This window comes from Dolichospermum sp. UHCC 0259 (genome assembly GCF_009711935.1).
Classification (GTDB): domain Bacteria; phylum Cyanobacteriota; class Cyanobacteriia; order Cyanobacteriales; family Nostocaceae; genus Dolichospermum.
The window spans coordinates 1-23,174 of sequence record NZ_VIKX01000060.1 but is presented as its reverse complement, the minus strand read 5'-3'; the positions used below and the strand labels follow the sequence as shown (position 1 = coordinate 23,174).

27 protein-coding genes are annotated in these 23,174 nt (G+C 37.1%); 8 read left to right on the top strand and 19 right to left on the bottom strand.

From position 1 onward, the window contains the following. Window positions 1-25 precede the first annotated feature (25 nt). The 3 genes from FJR05_RS04725 to FJR05_RS04715 form a co-directional block, all read right to left on the bottom strand. Window positions 26-1,513, bottom strand: coding sequence for a UDP-N-acetylmuramoyl-L-alanyl-D-glutamate--2,6-diaminopimelate ligase (locus tag FJR05_RS04725; protein ID WP_168643030.1), 1,488 nt, complete (start codon window positions 1,511-1,513; stop codon window positions 26-28). Between the two features lie 78 nt (window positions 1,514-1,591). Continuing rightward, entirely contained in the window at window positions 1,592-2,026 is a 435-nt protein-coding gene (locus FJR05_RS04720; RefSeq protein WP_371416799.1) for an HNH endonuclease, read from the bottom strand. After that, on the bottom strand, window positions 2,023-2,412 hold the full coding sequence (locus tag FJR05_RS04715; RefSeq protein WP_168643029.1) for a hypothetical protein: 390 nt from the start codon (window positions 2,410-2,412) through the stop codon (window positions 2,023-2,025). Before FJR05_RS04715 ends, FJR05_RS04720 begins: the two co-directional genes overlap by 4 nt. 122 nt (window positions 2,413-2,534) lie before the next feature. On the opposite strand from FJR05_RS04715, the gene FJR05_RS04710 reads away from it, so the two are divergent. Then, a complete protein-coding gene (locus FJR05_RS04710) occupies window positions 2,535-3,122 on the top strand; it encodes a Uma2 family endonuclease (RefSeq protein WP_168643028.1) in 588 nt (195 codons plus the stop codon). Between the two features lie 4 nt (window positions 3,123-3,126). Here the strand turns inward: FJR05_RS04710 and FJR05_RS04705 are convergent, their stop codons facing one another. Further along, complete coding sequence (locus FJR05_RS04705; protein WP_168643027.1) at window positions 3,127-3,579, bottom strand: hypothetical protein; 453 nt, start codon at window positions 3,577-3,579, stop codon at window positions 3,127-3,129. Next, window positions 3,569-3,877, bottom strand: a complete 309-nt coding sequence (locus FJR05_RS04700) for a hypothetical protein (RefSeq protein ID WP_168643026.1) — start codon at window positions 3,875-3,877, stop codon at window positions 3,569-3,571. The genes FJR05_RS04705 and FJR05_RS04700 overlap by 11 nt, the downstream gene beginning before the upstream one ends. 235 nt (window positions 3,878-4,112) lie before the next feature. Between FJR05_RS04700 and FJR05_RS04695 the strand changes: the two genes are divergently transcribed. From FJR05_RS04695 to FJR05_RS04685, 3 genes are read left to right on the top strand one after another with little or no spacing between them, the layout of a single operon-like run. After that, window positions 4,113-4,343, top strand: a complete 231-nt coding sequence (locus FJR05_RS04695; RefSeq protein WP_254446724.1) for a hypothetical protein — start codon at window positions 4,113-4,115, stop codon at window positions 4,341-4,343. A gap of 23 nt (window positions 4,344-4,366) precedes the next feature. Continuing rightward, entirely contained in the window at window positions 4,367-4,591 is a 225-nt protein-coding gene (locus tag FJR05_RS04690; protein ID WP_168643025.1) for a type II toxin-antitoxin system HicB family antitoxin, read from the top strand. Continuing rightward, window positions 4,591-4,830, top strand: a complete 240-nt coding sequence (locus FJR05_RS04685; protein ID WP_168643024.1) for a type II toxin-antitoxin system HicA family toxin — start codon at window positions 4,591-4,593, stop codon at window positions 4,828-4,830. Before FJR05_RS04690 ends, FJR05_RS04685 begins: the two co-directional genes overlap by 1 nt. Before the next feature lie 122 nt (window positions 4,831-4,952). Here the strand turns inward: FJR05_RS04685 and FJR05_RS04680 are convergent, their stop codons facing one another. The 8 genes from FJR05_RS04680 to FJR05_RS04645 all read right to left on the bottom strand — a co-directional run bounded on the left by FJR05_RS04680 (window position 4,953) and on the right by FJR05_RS04645 (window position 13,949). Next, window positions 4,953-6,653, bottom strand: a complete 1,701-nt coding sequence (locus tag FJR05_RS04680) for a GUN4 domain-containing protein (protein WP_168643023.1) — start codon at window positions 6,651-6,653, stop codon at window positions 4,953-4,955. Window positions 6,654-6,662: 9 nt separating this feature from the next. Continuing rightward, the gene (locus FJR05_RS04675) at window positions 6,663-7,046 is read right to left on the bottom strand and encodes a hypothetical protein (protein ID WP_168643022.1); all 384 of its coding nucleotides are present in this window, start codon (window positions 7,044-7,046) and stop codon (window positions 6,663-6,665) included. Between the two features lie 190 nt (window positions 7,047-7,236). Then, entirely contained in the window at window positions 7,237-7,500 is a 264-nt protein-coding gene (locus FJR05_RS04670; protein WP_168643021.1) for a glutaredoxin family protein, read from the bottom strand. A 326-nt stretch (window positions 7,501-7,826) separates the two neighbouring features. Continuing rightward, window positions 7,827-9,377, bottom strand: a complete 1,551-nt coding sequence (locus FJR05_RS04665) for a hydantoinase B/oxoprolinase family protein (RefSeq protein WP_168643020.1) — start codon at window positions 9,375-9,377, stop codon at window positions 7,827-7,829. Between the two features lie 77 nt (window positions 9,378-9,454). Continuing rightward, on the bottom strand, window positions 9,455-10,156 hold the full coding sequence (locus tag FJR05_RS04660; protein ID WP_168643019.1) for a Uma2 family endonuclease: 702 nt from the start codon (window positions 10,154-10,156) through the stop codon (window positions 9,455-9,457). Between the two features lie 128 nt (window positions 10,157-10,284). Beyond that, window positions 10,285-12,420, bottom strand: a complete 2,136-nt coding sequence (locus tag FJR05_RS04655) for a hydantoinase/oxoprolinase family protein (RefSeq protein WP_168643018.1) — start codon at window positions 12,418-12,420, stop codon at window positions 10,285-10,287. Window positions 12,421-12,494: 74 nt separating this feature from the next. Beyond that, window positions 12,495-13,706 carry an HhoA/HhoB/HtrA family serine endopeptidase gene (locus FJR05_RS04650; RefSeq protein ID WP_168643017.1) on the bottom strand — a complete coding sequence of 404 codons (1,212 nt, stop codon included), beginning with the start codon at window positions 13,704-13,706 and terminating at the stop codon, window positions 12,495-12,497. An 81-nt stretch (window positions 13,707-13,787) separates the two neighbouring features. Next, complete coding sequence (locus FJR05_RS04645; RefSeq protein ID WP_168643016.1) at window positions 13,788-13,949, bottom strand: hypothetical protein; 162 nt, start codon at window positions 13,947-13,949, stop codon at window positions 13,788-13,790. 10 nt (window positions 13,950-13,959) lie between these two features. Between FJR05_RS04645 and FJR05_RS04640 the strand changes: the two genes are divergently transcribed. The 3 genes from FJR05_RS04640 (at window position 13,960) to menH (ending at window position 16,840) form a co-directional block, all read left to right on the top strand. Then, window positions 13,960-14,343, top strand: a complete 384-nt coding sequence (locus tag FJR05_RS04640) for a metal-sensitive transcriptional regulator (RefSeq protein ID WP_168643015.1) — start codon at window positions 13,960-13,962, stop codon at window positions 14,341-14,343. 119 nt (window positions 14,344-14,462) lie between these two features. Next, window positions 14,463-16,007: an ATP-binding protein gene (locus tag FJR05_RS04635; RefSeq protein WP_168643014.1), complete on the top strand. Its 1,545-nt coding sequence runs from the start codon at window positions 14,463-14,465 to the stop codon at window positions 16,005-16,007. Between the two features lie 14 nt (window positions 16,008-16,021). Then, on the top strand, window positions 16,022-16,840 hold the full coding sequence (gene menH / locus FJR05_RS04630; RefSeq protein ID WP_168643013.1) for a 2-succinyl-6-hydroxy-2,4-cyclohexadiene-1-carboxylate synthase: 819 nt from the start codon (window positions 16,022-16,024) through the stop codon (window positions 16,838-16,840). Window positions 16,841-17,112: 272 nt separating this feature from the next. Here menH and ftsE read toward each other — a convergent pair whose 3' ends face one another. From ftsE to FJR05_RS04605, 5 genes are all read right to left on the bottom strand, one after another. Further along, on the bottom strand, window positions 17,113-17,784 hold the full coding sequence (gene ftsE / locus FJR05_RS04625) for a cell division ATP-binding protein FtsE (protein ID WP_168643012.1): 672 nt from the start codon (window positions 17,782-17,784) through the stop codon (window positions 17,113-17,115). Then, window positions 17,762-18,526, bottom strand: a complete 765-nt coding sequence (locus FJR05_RS04620; RefSeq protein WP_168643011.1) for a WecB/TagA/CpsF family glycosyltransferase — start codon at window positions 18,524-18,526, stop codon at window positions 17,762-17,764. Before FJR05_RS04620 ends, ftsE begins: the two co-directional genes overlap by 23 nt. Before the next feature lie 158 nt (window positions 18,527-18,684). Then, a complete protein-coding gene (locus tag FJR05_RS04615) occupies window positions 18,685-19,338 on the bottom strand; it encodes a TIGR04282 family arsenosugar biosynthesis glycosyltransferase (protein ID WP_168643010.1) in 654 nt (217 codons plus the stop codon). Beyond that, on the bottom strand, window positions 19,335-20,039 hold the full coding sequence (locus FJR05_RS04610) for a 16S rRNA (uracil(1498)-N(3))-methyltransferase (protein ID WP_168643009.1): 705 nt from the start codon (window positions 20,037-20,039) through the stop codon (window positions 19,335-19,337). The genes FJR05_RS04615 and FJR05_RS04610 overlap by 4 nt, the downstream gene beginning before the upstream one ends. A 170-nt stretch (window positions 20,040-20,209) precedes the next feature. Continuing rightward, entirely contained in the window at window positions 20,210-20,953 is a 744-nt protein-coding gene (locus FJR05_RS04605; protein ID WP_168643008.1) for a tetratricopeptide repeat protein, read from the bottom strand. Window positions 20,954-21,511: 558 nt separating this feature from the next. Here FJR05_RS04605 and FJR05_RS04600 point away from each other — a divergent pair. Further along, the gene (locus tag FJR05_RS04600; protein WP_168643007.1) at window positions 21,512-22,825 is read left to right on the top strand and encodes a pentapeptide repeat-containing protein; all 1,314 of its coding nucleotides are present in this window, start codon (window positions 21,512-21,514) and stop codon (window positions 22,823-22,825) included. Window positions 22,826-22,919: 94 nt separating this feature from the next. Here the strand turns inward: FJR05_RS04600 and FJR05_RS26820 are convergent, their stop codons facing one another. Then, window positions 22,920-23,021, bottom strand: a complete 102-nt coding sequence (locus FJR05_RS26820) for a HepT-like ribonuclease domain-containing protein (protein ID WP_217385516.1) — start codon at window positions 23,019-23,021, stop codon at window positions 22,920-22,922. Window positions 23,022-23,174 lie beyond the last annotated feature (153 nt).

Genomic DNA, 23,174 nt, shown 5'->3' with positions numbered 1-23,174 from the left:
TCCCCAGTCCCCAGTCCCCAGTCCCCTATTCCCTATTAATTCTTTCCTGTAAAGCTTCCCTAGCCTGTTCTCTGTCGTCAAAGTGAATTTTTTCAGTCCCCAGAATTTGATAGTCTTCGTGACCCTTACCGGCTAATAATACACCGTCTCCAGGTTGAGCCTGTAAAATGGCTGTACGAATGGCAGTAGAGCGATCGCTAATCACCATTGCCTGTACCATATCAGGAATACCTGCCACCACATCCTGTAATATCTTTTCCGGGTCTTCCGTGCGAGGGTTATCCGAAGTCACCACCGCTATATCTGCAAGTTCCGCCGCTATTTTCCCCATTTTCGGACGTTTAGTGCGATCGCGGTCTCCCCCACAACCAAACACACAAATCATCTTACCAGGAATAAACGGCCGAGCCGCCTTCAGCAAATTCTCCAAACTATCAGGAGTATGGGCATAATCCACAATCACACTAATATCCTGTTCTGAACTAATTTGCACCCGTTCCATCCGGCCAGGAACACCGGGAAACCCAGGAATAGCACCTGCTACCAATTGCACATCTAAACCCAAATGCACAACCGCCCCCACAGCAGCCAAAAGATTTTCTAAATTATATTGACCAACCAAAGGCGAACTAAAAGCCACATTACCTTGAGGAGTATGTAAAATCCCACTCACCCCATGCGGTTGATAACTTAAATCACTCATCCAAAAATCAGCGCTACTATCATTAACGCTATAACTCCAAACCCGTTCCCCATGCAAAGATGCAATTATCCGTTTACCGTAGACATCATCAGCATTGATAATTGCCCGTCCGTGCAGATAATTAGGACTAAATAACAACGCCTTTGCCGCAAAATAATCCTCCATATTCAAATGATAGTCCAAATGATCCTGAGTCAGATTAGTAAACACCCCCACCTCAAAAGCACAACTCAAAACCCTTCCCTGGTGCAAAGCATGAGAACTAACTTCCATTACCCCAGTATCACAACCAGCATTCATCGCCTTAGCTAATTGTTGCTGCAAATCCACCGCAAAAGGAGTAGTATTCACAGCCGTTTCCTCAAAACCAGGCCAGCGCGTATACAGCGTACCTATTAACGCCGTCGGTAAATTAGCCTGAGTTAAGAAATATTCAATCAAATGAGTAGTAGTAGTTTTCCCATTAGTCCCCGTCACACCCACCATTTTCAGCTTTTGTCCAGGATAACCATAAAAAGCCGCAGCTATTTGAGCGCAAGCCTGAGTCATATTCTCAGCACTAATCACCACAGAGTTTCCTGTCGGCGGATTTTTCCTCATAGCTTCCGCAGAAACAATCGCCGCTACAGCACCCGCAGCCAAAGCACCCGGCCAAAACTCCCCACCATCTACCCTACTTCCTGGCATCCCAATAAACAAATCGCCCACACCACAGGCATGGGAATTAGTTTTCAGTCCTTGAATATCAATATCTGGTATATTTGCAGACTCAATCCCATCTACAGCCGCTAATAATTCCCGCAATTTCATCTAGTGAACCTCGCCACAAGCTTGTCTTGCGCTTATTTAAACATTATTTTTTATATATTGGGAGAGATACAACAAAAATCAGAAAAGGTCTTCAGGTGGATGCCAACCAGCAGAAACCCAGGCTTGTCTCACACTCACTGGGTAAATATTATTAAGTTGTAAAGCTAAAACCGTAACACGACCACAGGCAGTTAATCCTATGATATGTGTACCATTGTTAGTCCAAGCAAAGTGAGATGACCATGTTTGTTCACGAGGATTAAATAGTTTTACCTTGCTGTCAGTAACTTGATCTAGACCATGAGTTTGAGTACCTTTGTATCCGTTGCATAGTCTACAAGCAAGCCATAAATTTTCTTCGTTATCAGTGCCACCTTTAGCTTTGGGAATAATATGATCAATCTCTAAAATACCCAATACATACTTTTGCAGACTAAGACAGTAACCACATTGATTATTAGCCTGGTTTCGCACCCTCATCCGAACTTCTTCAGAAATTTGACTAGAACTCACGCACCTAACTCTTTTATTAATCCACGTTTAACAGCTTCACTCAATGCAGTAGCTTTCCGTAAAAGCCCTTCCTGATAAATTTGCATTAGTGTTTGTAATTCGGAATATTCTGATTCTGTAAGCATACCAGCTTGTTGTTTATCCAGTAACTCACTTAAACGACTATCTTCTTCCGATTCCATTTGTAATTCTGTCAAAGCTAAAACTTGTTGATCAGAAAGTGCTGATACAGGTTCAAAGTTTGTTGCTTCTAGGCTAATAGGTGGGATAGAAAACTGGATAGTATCAACTAAGACGCTGGCTAAATCCCGATTTGCTAAACGTGCAAAGTGTTCAGCTTTTTGATAAACGTCATCTGGTAGAGTAATTGTGATTTGGTTACTCATATTTTTTAGATAGTTTTTCTTTATCTTAACATCATCACGAAATTAATTTGGTTTATCCTTGTTTAACTCAACCTACTACAATAGAGTATAATTAAGTATAAATAATAATGGCGGTTTTTTCTATGAAAGTTCCAATTTTAGAACAGGAAGAAGAAAAACTGGTAACTGTACCTAGTGTTTCTTGGCAACAGTTTAAAACTATTGAGGTGCAGTTACAAGAAAATCATGCTGTAAAATTGGCATATTTAGCAGGGGTGCTGGAAATTATATCTCCTATTGGTGATAAACATGAATATGTAAAAAAAACCCTTTCCTATTTGTTAGAAGCGTACATGAGATATAAGGGGATTCGGTTTTATGGTAGAGGTGGTTTTACTTTAGAAGAATCTGGTTATGCTTCGGGAACACCGGATGAGTCTTATTGTATTGGTACTAATAAAGAAGTTCCTGATATTGTCATTGAAATTATAGTTAGTAGTGGCACAATTAAGAGAACTGAATTATATAAACCTAAACGAGTTCCAGAAGTTTGGTTTTGGAGAAATAATAAAATCCAAATCTTTAGTTTAAATGCTGTTTTTGAATATGAGGAAGTGCAACATAGTCGCTTTCTACCCGATTTGGATAAGAACTTATTATTAAGGTTTTTAGCAATTCCTGATCAATATGATGCTGTATCTCAATTTATTGAGTTTATTCGTGAAAAATAAAAATTTATTCTAAATATTTATTCACAAATTCTTGAGGAGTTAAACATTCAAACTCTTTTGTTTCTTGGACTAAACAACGAATTAGTTTATAATTAGCAGAAACAAAACATTGAGTTTCACCCTTACTCGCAGTTAAATAAACTCCAATATCTTCACGAGGAATTAGTCCTAATTCTTCTATCTTTAGCCATTCATCAGCAGTAAAATTTACATAAATAACTTGTAATTGCTGCCAAATTCTAGCAACAATCTGACTACCCCAATCTTTATTATATAAACGTTTAGAAACTCGTAAAATCTGATCTAATAACTCTTCTGAAATTATTATTTCTACAGATGAAGGTTGTAGAAAACCAACTGATTCTAATATTCTTCTTTCATAACTATTCTGATTAGCAACACCAATAATGTAAATATTAGTATCTAAAAATAAACGTTGAGGGATATCATGACTCATTTTGATGTTGTGCTTTTAATAAATATTCTTCAGCTATTTCTTTTTTCACGTCTTGAATTAAATCAATAATTTTCTCATAAGAATCATATCCTGTATTATCTAAAGACTCTTTTACCTGTGCCGCTAATGTTTCTAGAGGAATTAATGGTTGGTTATGAAAATATTGGCGGGGAATTTTTGCAGCAGCTTGTGTTAAAATGAGTTTTAACTCACTTTCTAGAGTGCGTCCATTTTGTTCTGCTTGATATTTGAGTTTTTCTACTAGATTGGGTTCTAGGTCATCTATAATTATTTTCATATTGAATATAGGGTTTTTGGTTAATTGATATTATACCATTTTTCTATGATGCTGTATCTCAATTTATTAAGTTGATTAGTGGAAAATCAGAAGATACACTAGAATAAGTATGACGGACATTAATTTTTAAACTTACATCTAAAACCATGCCTGAATCAGTGCAGTATATAACTAATACCCAGGGAGAAAAAGTTGGTGTATTGTTAAATCTGGAAACTTACCAACAGATACTGAATTGTTGATTGCTTTGAGTTTCGATGAGTTACAAGCTTTGGCAGAAACTTCCTTGTCTCTTAAAAGTCAGATTGAGTTAGATAAGTTATTAATGAAAAATTCTGAAAATCAATTGTCTAATGAAGAAAGTGAAACTTTAGACAAATTACTGGCACAGGTTGATCAATTGAATATTCTCAAAACTAGAGCTAGATATACTTTAAACGAACTTCCAGAAAAACCTAACAAATAATTAGATCCTCCAAAATGAACTATATGAAACAAATTAAAATTATTGTCGAAAAACACTTTGATGGTTATATTGCTTATCCCCTTGGTATTCAAGGAGTTATAGTTGGTGAAGGTAATAGCTATGAAGAAGCCTTAGCTGATGTGAAATCAGCTATTAAATGTCATATAGAAGTATTTGGTAAAGAAGTTTTAGAAGATGAATCACCAATTTTAGAGGCTTTTGTAGCGGAAGCTGAGGTGATGATTTAATGCCTAAATTTCCCGTAGATGCACCAAAAGCAAAAGTTATTAAAACATTGGAGTTACTCGGATTTAGTATTATTCGAGAACGGGAACATATTGTGATGATAAAAAACAATGAAGACGGAACAAAAACACCATTAACTATGCCTAATCATTCTCAGATTAAAAGTTCAACATTAAGATCAATCTGCACTCAGGCTGGAATATCACGAGAAGATTTTTTAGCAGCATACCAGCAGACATAATATAATCAGAAAATAGGCTCAAATTCCCGCAGTGCCAGGTAACGAATTGCTGAAATGTTGATTCTAGCGTGGGAAAGGGGGGGATGTAATAAATATTTACAAATCTCGGAAAGCCTTAGATGTTAGACTTTACAAGTCTCGATGCGACGGAAAAGATAATTGGGCGCTCGAAAAATCAGCCATTTAGGTCGAGGGTCGAAACCAACGAAGGACTCAAAGATATAAGCCCAGGATGTAACGGGTGCGGCATACACATAAGGCAAGTGTCCAGGGGGTGCATCTTTTGTATAAATTATTTCTTTCTGTTCTCCTCCTATCCTCCATCCCACTTTTTCGCTGAATTTATCCCAGGCTTCATCCTGAGACTTGCCGTCCAAGATGCCACCGACGCGTAAGTAAATTTCCTTTTGGACGCTGAAGCCAAATTGACAATTGCTATATTTTACCCACAGTTTGTCAATAGTGCGAAGATCAGTACAAGGAAAGTTTAAAAGTTCTTCGTCCTTAATCCAAATCCCGTCGCCTTTCTCACGTCCTACAGCCTTTAACATTACCAAATCTGTTTCATAGTCTGCATCTTTCCAGTTACCTGCTTTAAGTAAGTCACGCAGTTTAGTATAGTCTATTTCTTTTTCTGAGCTAATGTCATCTTCACTGCTAGGAATAGTTGTATTTTCTAAAATTGAAAATGTTTGCTTTTCTGGGGAGGATTTATTTTCACTTTCCTTAACTTCCTCATCAATAAGTGATGAAAATGATATTAACTTCTTGTTAATTGGTTCTACATCCTCATCTCTAAGTTGTAAAAGTTGCTGAAAGTGTTTTAACTCATTTTGTGTAAATTGACTAAGACTACCTTCATGTTGTAAAGCTTCTTGCAAAGCTTCTTCATACTCTTTCAGATTAGCTTGATATATACGATAAGGCTCTAAAACTTCATTCTGTATTTGCTTAACTTCATCATCTGATAAACCTAATTCATTTTGATAACGGTTTAAAATTCGATTACCAATAGGTGAAAGTTTACCATCTCGTAAATATTTTTCTACTTCCTTGCGATATTTTAATTTTGGATCGCCAATAGGTGCTTTTGCTACCTTGATTTTGAATCCTTCTTCCACAGCATAAATTTTGGGATTCATTGCTGGTGCTGCTTCCTGCACTTTTTTTCGTGCAAATTCATGCAATTCATCAACAGAAATCATGCCATCGTTATCAGTATCCGCCGCCCCAGTTTCAATACCATTAACAATGTAACGAGTATAAACTGATAAATCTTCTGCTGTTTGTTCAAAGGAATATTGACTAGAAGAGGAAGAAGTCAAAACCGCCCTACCTTTTCCTCCCAATTGCTGATTAATATCTACACTACTATCATCTTTTGCTTTCATACCTTCCGCAAAAGCACCACTATAGCAAGCATCCAGAATAATTACCTGTCGCTGAGAACGACTATTTTCCATGAATTCATGTATTAAACTGGCAGGAGTAGCAGTAGTTTTGACTAAATTGCCATTGTCATATTTGCAAGTTTGGCTATTAGTTAGATATAACTTACCAGTATCATCTGTAATTCCATGACCAGAGAAATAAAACAACAATAAATCATCTTTTTTACGGTTAGCAAAAAGCTTTTCAATCGCATTTTCCATATCCTGTCTTTGGGGATTTGGCATGACTATAATTTCACTTTCAGCAAAACCGCCCATTTCTGGATGCTGTAAAACTCGCTGCATTGCTTCCACATCTTTTACAGCCCCAGCCAATTTATTTAAGCCGGGTTGATATTCACTTACCCCTATCAGTAGTGCAATTCTCGCCATTGTTCAGCTTTATTTGTTATTAATAAAATCTTGTGCTTTTTGCCAAGCAAACTCAAATTCTTCTTTACTGCTGGCTTCGACGTTGATTTCCCGACCATCTGGGGCTTTAACATTGAGTTTAATCGGTTTGTTACCCAAACGTTCTGCCAAAAATCCAAACAACTTCAAAAAATTAGCAGGGTTCACTTGCGCTGTTAGCAGTCCGGGTAAAAAACCTCCTCCAGCTTTGTTGAGTTTTGGGGGGTTGGGGTCAATAACGCAGTTAACGTCTTCTATTTCATCTAGCTTCTGCATTTGATTCAGTAGCTTTTGCACTTCCTGATTCTTTTCCTCGTCGTCTAAGTCTGTATCAGTGAAAGCAATAGTAATTTTGATATTGGATATGTCGGTCATAGGTGTAATTTTTAATTAAACGCATTCTATCCAGCATATAATAATATACACTATGTACAGTAGCTTAAGTTGAGAAAAAACCAAAAAGCATTAATTTTGGCTAAAAAGTGTTGAATAAATAGAGATAACCGCAAATTTATGAGTTTAAGAGATTATTGAAAAAGCATCAGGCGGTTAGAAACCGCCCATTTTAGCTTTTCACATAATCACTTAACATTTTCTCCAGACGTTCCACACTCAGACGAGGAGAAGGACGAGGTATGAGTTTTTCTTTACCGTCACTAGTGAGTAAATGCAGTACCGGAATTTCATATTGATATGCTGCAAACCAATCATCACGGGTGGTAATATCGCGTACTTCTAACTCAAAACTGAGATTTTTGATTTGTTCCAGTTTTTCCTGTAACCCTTCACAAAGATGACAACCGGGTTTGCTGTAGAGAATTAATTGCATGAGTTGAGATTAAACAATGAAAATGTGTTTTATACTTATTTTAACTAAAAATACAATTTTATAGAAAAATATCTGATAGCGTAGCGTGGCGTAAGCCATATCAGGATACTCATGATTACAAGATTAACAGGATAAAAGAATAGATGATAATTAATGGTGATAAATAAAAACCCCAGTTAAATCATTTAAATAATTTAGGACTTACGCAAGTGTCACACTAAAAATTTCTTGTAGGGTGCGTCAGACTGCATAAATTTTGCAAATAAACAGATTGTTGATATCTGACGCACCCTACCAATGTTCCAGTTGCGTAAGTCCTGTTCCATTCACAAAACCTTACCAAATCCTCCACCTCCAGGAGTTTCTATCACAAAAACATCCCCCGGTTGCATCTCTACAGTAGCCGTATTACCTAAATTTTCTTCAGTTCCATTTTCACGTTTTATCCAGTTTCTTCCTACTTTTCCACTTTCTCCACCATGCAAACCAAAGGGAGGAATTAACCGATGACTAGAAAGAATATTAGCTGTCATTGGTTCGAGAAATTTAAGACGACGAATTACGCCATTTCCACCTGTATATTTGCCTTTACCACCACTATCAGAACGCAAACTAAAGCTTTCTACTTGGATAGGATAACGAGTTTCTAAAACTTCTGGATCAGTTAAACGGGAGTTGGTCATGTGAGTATGAATTGCATCAGTACCAGGAAAATTCATCCCCGCACCTGAACCACCACAAATGGTTTCATAATATTGATATTTTTCATTCCCAAAAGTAAAATTATTCATTGTTCCTTGAGAAGCAGCCATGACACCTAATGCACCATATAAAGCATCAACAATTGTTTGGGAAGTTTCTACATTTCCTGCTACGACTGCTGCTGGATAAATTGGGTTTAACATACAACCTTCAGGAATAATAATTTCTAAAGGTTTAAGACACCCCGCATTGAGAGGAATATTATCATCAACTAGAGTCCGAAACACATACAAAACTGCTGCTTGTGTTACGGCTTTGGGAGCATTAAAATTACTATTTAGTTGTGCAGATGTTCCCGTAAAATCAATTTTAGCATTCCGATTTTCTCGGTTAATTGTCACTGCAACCTGAATTTTTGCCCCGCTATCCATTTCATAAATAAATGCACCATCTTTCAAAACATCAATTGCTCGTCTGACGGATTCTTCAGCATTATTTTGGACAAACTGCATATAAGTTTGCACTGTTGTTAGTCCATATTGATTAACCATTTTACCAAGTTCTTGCACTCCCCTTTCGTTAGCAGCTATTTGAGCTTTAAAATCGGCAATATTTTGGTCAGGATTTCGACTGGGATAGGGATGATTTAAGAGATAATTTCTCACGGCTGTTTCTTGAAAGTCTCCCTGTTCAACTAAGAGAAAATTATCAAATATAATTCCTTCTTCTGCGACTGTGGTACTGTGAGGAGGCATAGAACCAGGAGTAATACCACCTATATCTGCTTGATGTCCACGAGAAGCAACATAAAAGATAATTTGTGTTTTTTCTCTATCAAAAATTGGGGTAATGGCTGTGACATCAGGTAAATGTGTTCCCCCGTTATAGGGGTTATTTGATAAATACACATTTTCCGGTTTAATATTGTCACCTTGATCATTAATTAAACTGCGGACACTTTCACTCATTGAGCCTAAATGTACAGGAATATGAGGCGCATTTGCAACCAATGAACCGGAAGCATCAAAAATAGCACAGGAGAAATCTAGCCGTTCTTTAATATTAACTGATGTTGCGGTATTTTGTAGCACAATTCCCATTTGTTCAGCGATGAATTGATAGAGGTTTTTGAATATTTCTAAGCGAATGGGATCTGGTTGAGATGTGGTATACATTTTTTCACCTAAATTAAAAAGATAAACAATATGTTGGGTTTCCTTGCGTCAACCCAACCTACATTTTTGGGTGTTTTTTAAATGGTATCTGGGTTAATATTTAGTTCTCGCAATTTTGCTGCTAAACGTTCTGCTCGTTGAGTTTCCTGGTCTGCTCTTTTAACTTCTAATTCTGCGGTTTCTTCAGGTGTAGGTACTAAATTTTCTTCTGATGTGAAGTAACGTAATAAACCTTCGTGGACTCCTAAATATAACCCTAATTGTTCACTCCATAAATGCCCTTTTTCTGTGGGTTTTATAGGTTGATATTTTCCGTTTGTTATATGAAAACCTGCAAATTCCAATGTATAAGGATCAAACCAAAAATAGTCGGGTGTGCGGAAAGTTTCTTGATAAAGTTCTTTTTTTGATTCTCTATCAATTTTAGCTGTTGTTGGTGAGAGAATTTCAACAATTACATGAGGATATTTACCATTTTCTTCCCACACTACCCAACTTTTACGGGTTTTTCTGTCAGTTCCTAAGACGACAAAAAAATCAGGGCCACGAAAATTTTCTGTTTTCCTCTGATGTGGACTGTAATAAATACTCAGATTTCCCGCAGCATAGAAATCGGTTCTATCTTTCCATAACCATTTTAGACATTTTATTAAGAGCATAATTTGCTCTAGGTGTAGTTCTGTTTCCACGGGAGGTTCATCACTATATAGGTCACTGGGAGGAAAAATAACATCTGGAGAGATGATTCTTTCAGGTGCTATTTCTTGAGTAATCACCATGATATGATACCAAGTAGTTATTTGTTTATTCTAACATTAATTACCAATTGATAATTAAGCTATTCAAAGTCCTATCTGTGTTTATCTGCGTTTATCTGCGTTCAAATATTTTGAAAATCTTATTTTCTTTAGAAATGTTGGGTTTCGCAAAGGCTCAACCCAACCCACGAAAAATGGCGTTGTAAAATTAAGTGATTTTGTTTCGTTAATGTTGCTTCCCAATGAGGTTCAACGACAATTGTGCTAATTTTTTCGACAATGATAGCAGGTCCGATAATAATATCTTCTGGTTGTAAATTATCCCGGTAATAAACAGGAGTATCATGCCATTTATCAGCCGTAAACATTTTTACTATTTCCACAGGTGTGGGATTTTGATCGAAAGGACGATTACGAGTAATTAATGGTTCTTCAGGAGTGTCCATTTTTTGAATTACTTCTACTGAGACTGATTCGACAATTAAGGTTTTCTCAGTTTGAATAAAACCATATCTATTTTTATGTTCAGTTTCAAATTCTTTTCGCATCAATGCCACATTATTGGCAAAATTAATGTTTAATGTAGAGTTAGTCCCATCATATTTTAAGTTAATTTTTTGAACTATTTCTTCTTTACTTATTTTATCGGAGTTAATAGTAGTTTTCGCTTGGGTTTCTAAAAATGCCATTAATTGCTGTAATTGCGGAATTAATGTTTGATTCAATGGTTTTTCTACGCCTGTTTCTTTAATTGAGCGAATATCAGCTAATCCCATACCATAAGCAGAAAGAACTCCTGCATAGGGGTGAAGAAATATCTTTTTCATTCCTAAAGTATCAGCAATTAAACAAGCAACTTGTCCACCTGCACCACCAAAACAACAAAGGACATATTCGCTGACATCATAACCTTTTTGTAAACTGATTTTTTTAATGGCATTTGCCATATTTTCCACAGCGATCGCTATAAATCCCGCTGCTACTTGTTCGGGTGTAGAAGTGTTGCCTGTGGCGGCTACAATCGCCTGGGAGAGTTGGATAAATTGTTTTTTAACAATATCTTTATCTAAGGGTAAATTGCCTGCAATGCCAAATACAGAGGGGAAATATTGAGGGTGAATTTTTCCTAACATGACGTTAGCATCTGTGACGGTTAATTGTCCTCTACGTCGGTAACAAGCTGGTCCTGGATTTGCACCCGCAGATTGGGGTCCGACACGATAACTAGAACCATCAAAATATAAAATTGAACCACCTCCAGCCGCAATGGTGTTAATTGCTAATACGGGAACTCGCATCCGCGCACCTGCAATTTCTGAGTCTAATTGGCGTTCATATTCTCCTTTAAAGTGGGCAACATCTGTACTTGTTCCGCCCATATCAAAGGTAATTACTAATTCAAAACCTGCTCTTTTGCTGGTTTGAATTGCTCCGACAATACCGCCAGCGGGTCCACTTAAAATACTATCTTTTCCTTGAAATTGTTCTGCCTCTGTTAACCCACCATCAGATTTCATGAACATTAATTTGACTCCAGGTATTTGACTGGCTACTTTGTTAATGTAATGCCGCAAAATCGGAGTTAAATAAGCATCTACTACGGTTGTATCTCCGCGACTAACTAATTTCATTAATGGACTAACTTGATGGGATATGGAGATTTGTGTAAAGCCGATTTCTTTGGCTATTTGTGCTACTTGTTGCTCATGGTTTGGATAGCGATCGCTGTGCATGAAAACAATGGCACAACTGCGGATTCCTGTGTCATAAGCCGCTTGTAAATTATGTTTAGTTTGTTCAATATTGACGGCTATTAATTCCTGTCCATGAGCATCATAGCGTTCCTCTATTTCAATTACCTGCTCATACAACATGGTGGGTAAAATTATCTGTCTAGCAAATATATTTGGACGATTTTGATAACCTATTCTCAACGCATCTTTAAAGCCTTTGGTAATAGCTAGAACTACCCGATCTCCTTTTCTTTCTAATAGGGCATTTGTGGCTACTGTTGTCCCCATTTTGACTATTTCTATGGCTTCAGTCGGAATAGGTTCTTGGTGGGAAATACCCAAAATATCCCGAATCCCTTGAATTACGGCATCTTGATATTGTTCAGGATTTTCTGATAGTAATTTATAGACTATTATCCATTGTTGATGAGGGAGAGGAACGATTAAAAACCGTTCTGGATGGCTTGAAAGTCTATTAATTATGGTTTGATTATTGGTAATAGCAACTATATCTGTAAATGTGCCACCTCTGTCTGCAAATACTCTTAACATTACTCAATTTCCTCAACAATAAGTCAGATCCCCGACTTCTTTAAGAAATCGGGGATCTTGTTGTTCAAAACTAATTAAGAAAGGTCTTTCAATTCAGCAGTGCGGACTGAAAGTGTTTGTGTCTGATTCCCTCTTTGCACTTTTACCTGCAACGCTTGACCAAGGGTACTGTTTTCTACAACATCTTGCAATTGTTCAGCACTGGTAATAGCTTTATTGTCAATTTGCAAAATCACATCTCCGCGCCGAATACCTGCACTTGCAGCCGGAGAATTAGGGACAACTCGCATGACCAAAACACCTTTAACTTCAGGAATTGCAAACATGGAATTAGGGTCATTGTTATTTTGTTTTGCTAATTCCGGTGTTAGTGTCACCATTTGCACACCTAAATAGGGGTGAGCAACTTTGCCATCTCGTTGCAATTGTACAGCGATCGCCTTCGCCTTATCAATAGGAATCGCAAAGCCAATCCCCATCGCATCTGCACGAATGGCGGTATTAATTCCAATCACTTCTCCCAAACCATTTAATAACGGTCCACCAGAGTTACCGGGGTTAATAGCTGCGTCAGTTTGGATGAAATCTAACCGTTTATCACTGATACCTACTTGAGCGCTCGAACGTTTCAGGGTGCTGACAATCCCCAAAGTAACAGTATTATCAAATCCTAACGGATTACCCACAGCGATCGCCCAATCTCCCACCTGAACATTATTAGAAGAACCTAAAGGTGCAACAGGTAAATCTTTACCAGCATTAATCTTAACTACAGCCAAATCCGTAACTTCATCAATGCCTTTCACCTTACCCTCAAAAGTCCGACCATCTTTCAGACGGACAGTAACCTTATCCGCCTTATCAACTACGTGAGCATTAGTGAGAATCACACCACTTTTGTCAAGAATAAAACCCGAACCTAAACCCCGTAACTGTTCAGTCGGTGATTGTTGAGGAAAGCTATCACCAAAAAACCGCCGAAAAAACGGATCTTCAAACATCGGATCATTGCGGCGAGTAATCGTCCGTTCAGTATCAATTCTCACCACTGCCGAACCCACACGATTTACTGCTGCTGTCACAAAACTATTACTACCAATCACAGCCGCAGCAGGAGAAGGCTTTTGTGCAACTTGTGTGAACGACTCAGTGACAGGATTCGGACCCGGTTCTGCTGCTGAAGGTAACACCTGTAGGGAACTGACAGTCAGCATTACTCCCATGAAAATTGCTAACACATGGGTACTGAATTGTCGGATAGACCGGGACATTCGGAAAAATCGCATAATCACAACCTAATCTACAAGTCTAGTTTTTGCTGTTTCTTGATAAATCTATCTACATCTCATTCTAGTTTATTGACATTTTCACTCAACTTTAAGTTTCTGGGATTTTGCTAAATCTTGGCTCAAACATGAATATTTCCCACCTGTCACTAACTCAGTAGTATCAGTTAAATAACATAAAAAATTCCTATCTCTCTGGGCTAAAATATTTATTAGAGCCAAAATGCCAAAACCAATATTCATAGAATAACTCATGAATGGAGCAACCCCCATCACCAACGACTCCGTACCTGTATCAGAAACAGGAGAACATATCCATAATCACAGCCATACAGATCATACACATATTGATTCTGTTCATCCTCATATTCACAGTGAAGAGTCCGTACGCAAGATTGTTAACAGACTATCACGCATAGAAGGTCATGTTCGCGGAATTAAGACAATGGTACAACAAAATACCCCATGTCCTGATGTATTATTACAAATTGCCGCCGTGCGTGGAGCATTAGACAAGGTAGCACGAATTGTCCTAGACGAACATTTAACTGAGTGTATCGGTAGAGCCGCTCAAGCAGGTAATATAGAATCAGAAATTGAACAATTAAAAGCCGCTTTGGATAGATTTTTACCTTAACCCTCCCACCCCTCAAAATATCAATTGGCAAAAAATCAACTGAATATATCAAACCCTTTGAACGGGAAATATTGTTTTGATTTCTATATCTTCGAGCATCTATTTTTAAAATTTAAATCATGATAGCCAAATTCCAACAAATCTTGCTGACACATTTATTTTTCCAGGGAAAATACCGAACTATTTTTCTTTCGGCTGCTCTATTTCTGTGTTTTGATTTAGGTGTTCTTCTCCCTAACTTTTGGATTTCTTCTCAATTAAAAGAAGATGCGATCGTTATTAACTTATCTGGTCGTCAGCGAATGCTATCCCAAAGAATTTCCAAAACTATCTTACAATTACAAATAGCCACACAAACAGCACAACCAATTACTAATTATCAGAATGAATTAGCAGAGTCTTATAAGCAATTTGATGAAACTTTAATAGGATTAAAAATAGGTAAAACCGTAACTGGTAGTGATGGCAAACCAGTATTTATTCCAGCTATGGAAAATAATAAACTTAAAAATCTGCTCACTCAAGCCGAAGCAGTTTGGCATCCATATAAAGTTAAAATTGCACCTATTATTTCCTCTAAAAATAAAATTTCTCAGCAATCATTACAAGATGCCATAGCCTACTCAAATCAAAATAATCTGCAATTATTAGACTTAATGAATCAGATTACTACAGAACAACAGAATATATCTAATCAGAGAACATATACATTACAAATTATTCAAACAGCCGGTTTATGCCTAGCATTAATAAATTTTTGCATCTTACTTTTTCACACATTAAAAAACTTGACAATTAGTGATAATAAAATTCAAGCAGCTTTAGACGAAGTAGAAAAAACCCAAGTTCAACTCATCCAAAAGGAAAAAATGGTGAGTTTGGGACAACTGGTTGCTGGTATCGCTCACGAACTAAATAATTCTATTAATTTCATTCATCCTAACCTACCTCATGTTCATCAATATATAGCAGATTTATTAAAATTAATAGAACTTCATGAAAAATACAATATCAAAATTGATACAGACTTAGAAATCAAGATTTTCACCAAATTAATTGATCTGGATTTTATCAAATCAGATTTACCAAAAGTGATTAAATCAATGGAAGTTGGCACAACTCGTATCCGCGATATTGTCCTGTCTTTAAGAACCTTTTCCCATTGGGGAGAATCGGAAATTAAAACAGTTGATATTCATAAAGATATAGATAATATTTTGATGATTTTGCAATTTCGCTTCAATAACAAATTAAATTCTCCAGCAATTGAAATTATTAAACAATACGATAACCTACCACAAATCAAATGTTACGCGACAAAACTTAACCAAGTATTTTTAAATATTTTAGTCAATGCTATTGATGCCATAGAAGCTAAACAATTGCTTCCCAATCCCCAAATTTCTATTACCACTAAATTAGTAGAAAATAATTGTGTTTTAATTTCCATTACTGATAATGGTATTGGTATTCCCACAGAAAATCAAAAACGCATATTTGATCCCTTCTTCACCACAAAACCTATAGGTAAGGGAACTGGGTTAGGACTATCAATTAGTTATCAAATTGTTGTTGAAGAACATAAAGGTAAAATTCGTTGTTTTTCTACTCCTGAAACAGGTACAGAATTGCAAATAGAGATTCCTACCAGAGTTAATCCTTAGTTCCAGATAAAAACATGAATCTCAAAAAATATACATTTAATTACTCCCTGAAACTCAATCAAGAAAAACCAATAATTCTATTTTTACATGGTTTCATGGGTAATCTTCATGAATTTTATAAAGTAATTAAATTACTATTTAATGATTTTTCCTATCTCACCATTGATTTACCTGGACATGGAGAAACCCAGGTTTTAGACGATGAATGCTATACAATGGCATCTACAGCTATAGCTATTATCCAATTATTAGATGAATTAAAAATTGATCAATGTTATTTAATTGGTTACTCAATGGGAGGAAGATTAGCTTTATATCTGACTCTGTATTTTCCCCACAGGTTTATTAAAGTCATCTTAGAATCTGCTTCTCCTGGTTTAGCAACAGAAACAGCAAAATTAGCCAGAATTAAAAGTGACACTCAAATAGCCAGAAAACTATCTAGAATAATTCATCAAGATGATTTTTTTGACTTTCTCAATAATTGGTATCAACAACCAATTTTTGGTGACATCAAAAATCATCCCCAATACCAATCTATGATCACAAGTAGATTAACAAATCAGCCTTTAAATCTAGTCAAGTCATTGCAATTTATGGGAACAGGTTCTCAACCAAGCTTATGGGAATTGCTCACTAAAAATACCATTCCCATATTATTATTAGTTGGTGAAAAAGACAAAAAATTTATTGATATTAATATTGCCATGTCTAAAGAATGTAATTTTGCTAAATTACAAATAATTCCTCAAGTCGGACATAATATTCATCTAGAAAACACTGTAGCATTTGTGCAAAATGTGCAAAAATTTTTAGATCCCCGACTTCTTTAAGAATAGTCGTAGGTTGGGTTGACGTAAGGAAAACCAACAAAAACCCTGACAATGTTGGGTTGCGCTGTCGCTTAACCCAACCTACATTTCCTTAACTTTTTCGAGATAGTTTTCCGTCTTTAACTTGCACCACAGGATGTTGACAACGTCTGACTAAGTAGGTAAACCGAAAAATTTAAAGGTATGTGACGAAATGTAAATTCAATGAATGCCTTACAAATAGGTTGTTTTACGGGTTTCACAAAACTAAACATATATTGGTTTTATTATGTTTACCTACTTAATTGCTCATCATGGGTGGTGATAATTACTGTTGCACCGAAAGAATTTAACTTTTGAAAAATTTGGATTACTTGCCAAGAATTATCAGGATCTAGATTTCCTGTGGGTTCGTCTGCTAATAACAAAGGTGGTGTGCCGACAATTGCTCGTGCAATACTGACTCTTTGCTGTTCTCCTCCAGAAAGTTGGTCAGGAAATCGGTCAGCTTTAGATAATAAACCGACTAATTTTAAAGTTGGTTCTAAACGACGTTGAATTTCTTTGCGAGTATAACCTTGTGCTTGCAATACAAAGGTGACGTTTTCGGCAACTGTGCGCTGGGGAATAAGTTTATAATCTTGAAAAACAATTCCTATGCGCCGGCGTAATAATGATAAAGAATAATTTTCTAAAGTGGCAACATTAATATTATCAACTATTACTTTTCCTTGGGTTGGTAATTCTGCACCATAGAGCATTTTCAAAAGTGTGGATTTACCAGAACCACTAGCACCTGTAATAAATAGAAATTCTCCTTTTTGGACTTGTAAATTTACATTAAGTAAGGCATGGTGACTATGAAGATAAGTTTTGGAAACAGAATCTAACTCTATTATTGTCCCAACTTGACGGTTAACTGTTTCCGTATTACCGTTGAACTCAGAACTCCCAACTATTGACATCTTTATTAGTCCAACGATAAATTAAGGATTTAAAGGCGAACTCTGGTAAGGCTAACATCCGTTGCCACCGCCAAGGTTCTTGATATAGTCTATATAGCCATTCTAGGTTATTATTTGCTAACCAACGGGGAGCGCGAGTTTTTCCACCTGACCAAATATCAAAACTACCACCAACACCTATCCAAATGGAGTGGGGACACAAATGACGGTGTTTAGCAATCCATAATTCTTGACGGGGTACTCCTAAACCAACAAATATGACTTGTGGCTGGATTTGGGTGAGAGTTTGTAATAACTGTTGTTCTTCGGCTGGGGAATGATAACCAGGATGTGTGCCGGATATTTGGAGAGTGGGAAGTTGTTTTTGCCATAAGTCGGCGGCTTTGGCGGCTACTCCTGGTGCGCCTCCATAGAAAAATATTGAAGCTGATGTTTGTTCTTGAGCGATTGTTTGTAAAAGTTTTTCGGCTAGTTCAATTCCAGGAAACCGTTGAACTTTTTGTCCTGATAAATATTGTAAGTAGAGAACAACTCCTGCGCCGTCGGGAATCACTAATTCAGCGTTTTTAATGATGTTTGCTAAGGGGAGATTGCGCTCTGCTTGCATAGTCATTTCGGCATTGAGGGTGACTACATGAGTGCCTTGACCTGCTTTTAAACAATCTAATAACCAGTTTGGATAATTACTCATTATATGCACTGGTAAACCTAGTACGGGGAATGCTTGTGGGAATTTAAACATAGTTTCTTTAAATCAGACTTTAGGAGGATGTTTGATGAAGGTTAGTGTATCAAGTTTTTCTCTGAATGAATAACAAGAATTTGTAAAGGCAAACAGTTTAAGTGTTACAGCAATTCTCTGTTTCAGAAAATACAATGGAGGGCGGGGAAACCCCGCCCCTACGGATTTTGTGATAAAAAACTGTACTTCATAAGATCAGAAATTGGTGTTAGATCCTCTGGACGATCAATATCTGCTAGAGTTGGTAGATGACCCATTGATAAGTTTAATTTTTGGGCGGTTTCTACTGTTTTGGCAAATACTTGGGCAGTTCCCCAGGAAATATTTGTAAATAATTCTGGTATTGGTTGTTTTAACCCAATTAAATAATAACCACCGTCTAGGGCAGGTCCCAGGACAAGATTAAAAATTTCTAATTGCTCAAAAGCGGTTGTTAAAGTTTTTGAGTTTAAATCGGGGCAGTCTGTACCAATGATGATGACTTGTTTCGCTTTTTGATTAAACGCATTGATGAGCGATCGCTCCATTCTTGCTCCTAAATCTCCTTCGCCCTGGGATTCATATCTTAAATCATTTCCCAACCAATTTTGCATTTTTTCTAAATTACCACCTGTAAATCGCACTTCTACCGATACTCTGATGATCTTTTGCAGTTCTTTGACCTGGAAAATAGTCTGTTCGGTCATTTGTTTGTGCAAGTTAGCAGCGCCAACTTCACCCAATGCAGGTATTAACCGGGTTTTTGTTTTCCCTGGTTCTGGGTAGCGGGTAAAAATAATCAGGTGTTGTGTTGATGGTTTCCGGGATATCATTCAAAATTTGCGGCTATTAAAGATATGGCAACTATGGGTGCGGTGACTGCGCGAAGAATCCGACGACCCAAGGAAATGGGCACAAATCCTGATTCTCTGGCTATTTCTATTTCTTGATTTGTCCAACCTCCTTCTGGTCCAATGGCAATGATGATCTCATTTGCGGTTTTATTGATTATCTGTTGTAAATGAGGATAATCTCCACGAGCTTCACAGATATAACGATGAGTGGCAATATTTTCTTTGATGGCAGTGTTAAAAGCTACTGGTGGGAGGATGGTGGGAACTACAGTCCGTTCTGACTGTTCAGCGGCTTCTGAGGCTATCCGCTGCCAACGTTCTAGTTTTTGGGGGCTAGGATTTAAGAGGGTGCGATCGCTCAAAATAGGTGCAATACAAGTTACGCCTAACTCAGTACAACAACGGACAATTTCATCAAATCCATTGCCTTTGGGTAATGCCATCATCAAGGTAATAGCTACAGGTAATTCAGTTTTTACTTCCAGCGGTTCTAAAATCTCTCCTTGTTCCCCTTGTAACTTCGCTAACCACCATTTCCCCATACCATCCATCACAATAAATTTATCACCATCTCGCAAGCGCAATACCCGCAGCAAATAATGTTGTTGTTGAGGTGTTAATAAAAGCTGGTTGGTTTGAACTTGCTGAGGATGAATAGTGATGCGTTGAAGTTGGGGCATAGGGGAGGAGTCAGGAGTCAGGAGTCAGGAGTCAGGAGTCAGGAGTCAGGAGTCAGGAGTCAGGATGAAGAAAGAATTAGAGGGAAGTAAGAATAGTCATTAAATCTAGGGAAGTGATAGCATAAGCGCTGACTTGTCAGTTCAGTAAAAATTTATTCGACTACTTACCGTCATTGTAATAATGCTTGAAATCGCTGTTCACCCCGAATTTTATCAAAATCCGTGTCGGTTTTCGCTAAGGTTTGATATTTTTGGGGTACAAGTTGAATGGCTTTTTTGAGGTTGTCAATTGCTAATTCGAGATTATTTTGCAAGGCATAATTACAAGCCTTGTTATAATATGCTTGATGCAGATTCGGCTGAATAGTGATTGCTTGATTGTAAGATGCTAAAGCCTCTTTGTAGCGTTGTAGTTTAGTTAGAGCAATGCCTCTGTTAATCCAAGCTTCATGTTTATTGGAGTGAATAGCGATCGCTTCATCATAAGATTTAACAGCTTCTTCATAATTTCGTAAAGCCGTCAAAGCATTACCACGATTATACCAAGCCTCATTTTGATTAGGGCGAATAGCGATCGCCTTATCATAAGATTCTACCGCTTCTGGATACTGTTGCAAAGCAATCAAAGCATTGCCGCGATTTACCCAAGTCTCCGCACTATCAGTTTTAATAGCTATGACCTGATTATATACATTTAAAGCTTCTTGATAACGATGGGTATCCAACAAACCATTACCTTGTAGCAATAAATTTTCTGCTTTTTGACTATCTTGCACCTCTGTAATTAGTTGATTAACATTGCTTTCCTGAACAACTTGTTGAGTATTATCTGGTGAAGAATTTGCCAAATCACTACAACCAATCGCTAGAAAACTAATTAAACTAGAGGCAATTAATTGTCGCCAAACTACCATATTGCACCTACAAAAATCATATAATTATCCTAAAACTGATGGAAACTTTAAAGTCGTATCGAAATCAACTAATCATTATTAATTGTTTTTTATTTATGTAAACTAAAGATGAAGATTTGGATAAGGTTTTCATAAACCATGAATATCATACCATATCTGCCAGAGTCAGATCCCCGACTTCTTAGAGAATTCAGGGATCTTATTCTTATTGTGCTGATTATAGCTGTTATGGCAGAGTCGTTTTCTTCTCACTTCCACTCCTGACTTAGTGAATTATCCAAAAAACAATTATCCCACATAAAAATTCTAAATGATTCGTGATAAAATTACCTGCTTGTTGCTTATGGAGACAAAAAAATTTATCTGCGGCAGCACAGCATCATAATTATCAGTATTTATCTGCGTTTATTTGCGTTTATCTGCGGTCAATTATTCAGAAAAATCTGATTTTGTACAGATTGATCTGAGATTGAGGATAAAGATTATATAATACTGTGAATCCAAGTGTTTTTACAGCGGTTAAATGGATAATGAGACGATGGGAGGAAACTAAAAACTATGAATATTGAACCTGACTCATCTAACTCAGAAATAAATCAAAAAGATGAATTAGAAACTGGTGGTAGTGATCACTCATTACTAACAGAAGGATTAGGAAAAAAACAAATATCTGGACAATCTGCCCTCATGACAAATATGAGCAGAGGGGCTGATTTTCTGGTGGCAAATAACTCCAGTCTGCAAACTGCTATTACCGCAAGAATTTTATTATTTACCAGTTTGGCGATCGCCACAACTATCATTAGTATTGTCATTAATAACTCATTCTTGGGAATCATGGGAACTATTGCAACCTTGATTTTATCAATGTTAATCCTGTTCCCATGGTTGGAGGATCTCATTGCAGAATGGTTTTCACCTCAAGACAGAAATGTATTTATTGGCTTCATAGGAGTAATAGTAGCAATAATTGGCTTATTCAGATTTACTAATTTGGGCAGTGGTTTATTGCGTTGGGGAAAAAGAATTAACTGGGATGCTTCTGGAACTTTAGCCGACTGGTTTGGAGCATTAGGACAAATTTCTATTGCCATTATCGCCGTTTATGTAGCATGGCGACAATATGTAATTTCCAAAGATCTAACCATTCAACAAAACCTGCTAACTGTACAGCAAAATATGATTACCCAACAGCAAACCATAGATTCCTACTTTCAAGGAATTTCCGATCTAGTATTAGATGAAGAAGGATTATTAGAAGATTGGCCACAAGAAAGAGCGATCGCCGAAGGACGCACAGCCGCTATATTTAGTAGTGTAGATGGCAGTGGTAAAGCCAAAATCCTGCGATTTCTCTCCCGTTCCAAATTACTCTCTCCCCTCCAGCGCGATCGCCGACTAGGAAGAGCTATTCTAGATGGTAGTGGTGGTTATGCCGAAGATCGTTTAGAAGGAGTGCGCGTCATTGATTTAGGTGTCATGTTAGCAGGTGCAGATTTAGCCGACAATGATTTGCGCTGGACAGATTTAAGTGAAGCCAACCTCATTCGTGCTAATCTGAGTAATTGCGATTTAGTCAAAGCCAACCTTGCCCGCACAATCTTATATGATGCCAATTTGAGCAACGCCGACTTAAATGGAGTGCGCCTATTTTATGGTTTACTAGAACAAGCATCTCCCCGCAGTCGCACCGAACCACCCAACTACGAAACAGGAGAATACACCGGCGCAGTTATCGAAAATGCCAACTTCACCAACGCCCAAAGAATGTCTGAATCCACCCGTTACTATTGTTGTACTTGGTGTGGAGAAAAAACCAGACGGACAATTCCCGGTGGTTGTGAAGGTATTCCCAATAAATTAGGAAGATAAAATTTAGGCAAGTGGCAATTAACCATTCTTTAAGTTTCTAAATCTTTAATTGCCTTTTCAACCTCAATTAAAAGTGAAGGTAAATCTTTAGTGATTACTTGCAGACAATATCTAAATCAACATCAAAATAAGCATGAATCATCCGATTTCTCATACCAATGATTTGTCGCCGAGTTAAATCATCAATTTTGCTCATAAATGACCATTGCTTCTATTAAGACTTGCTCACGAAAATAACGACTTAAATCTGCTGATGTTCTTAAATCTATCTACCTATTTATTATCCTTGATAACTCATCCTCCATCGTAATAATAGCTAAACTAGTACACTACGGCGTAAGTGAACGAA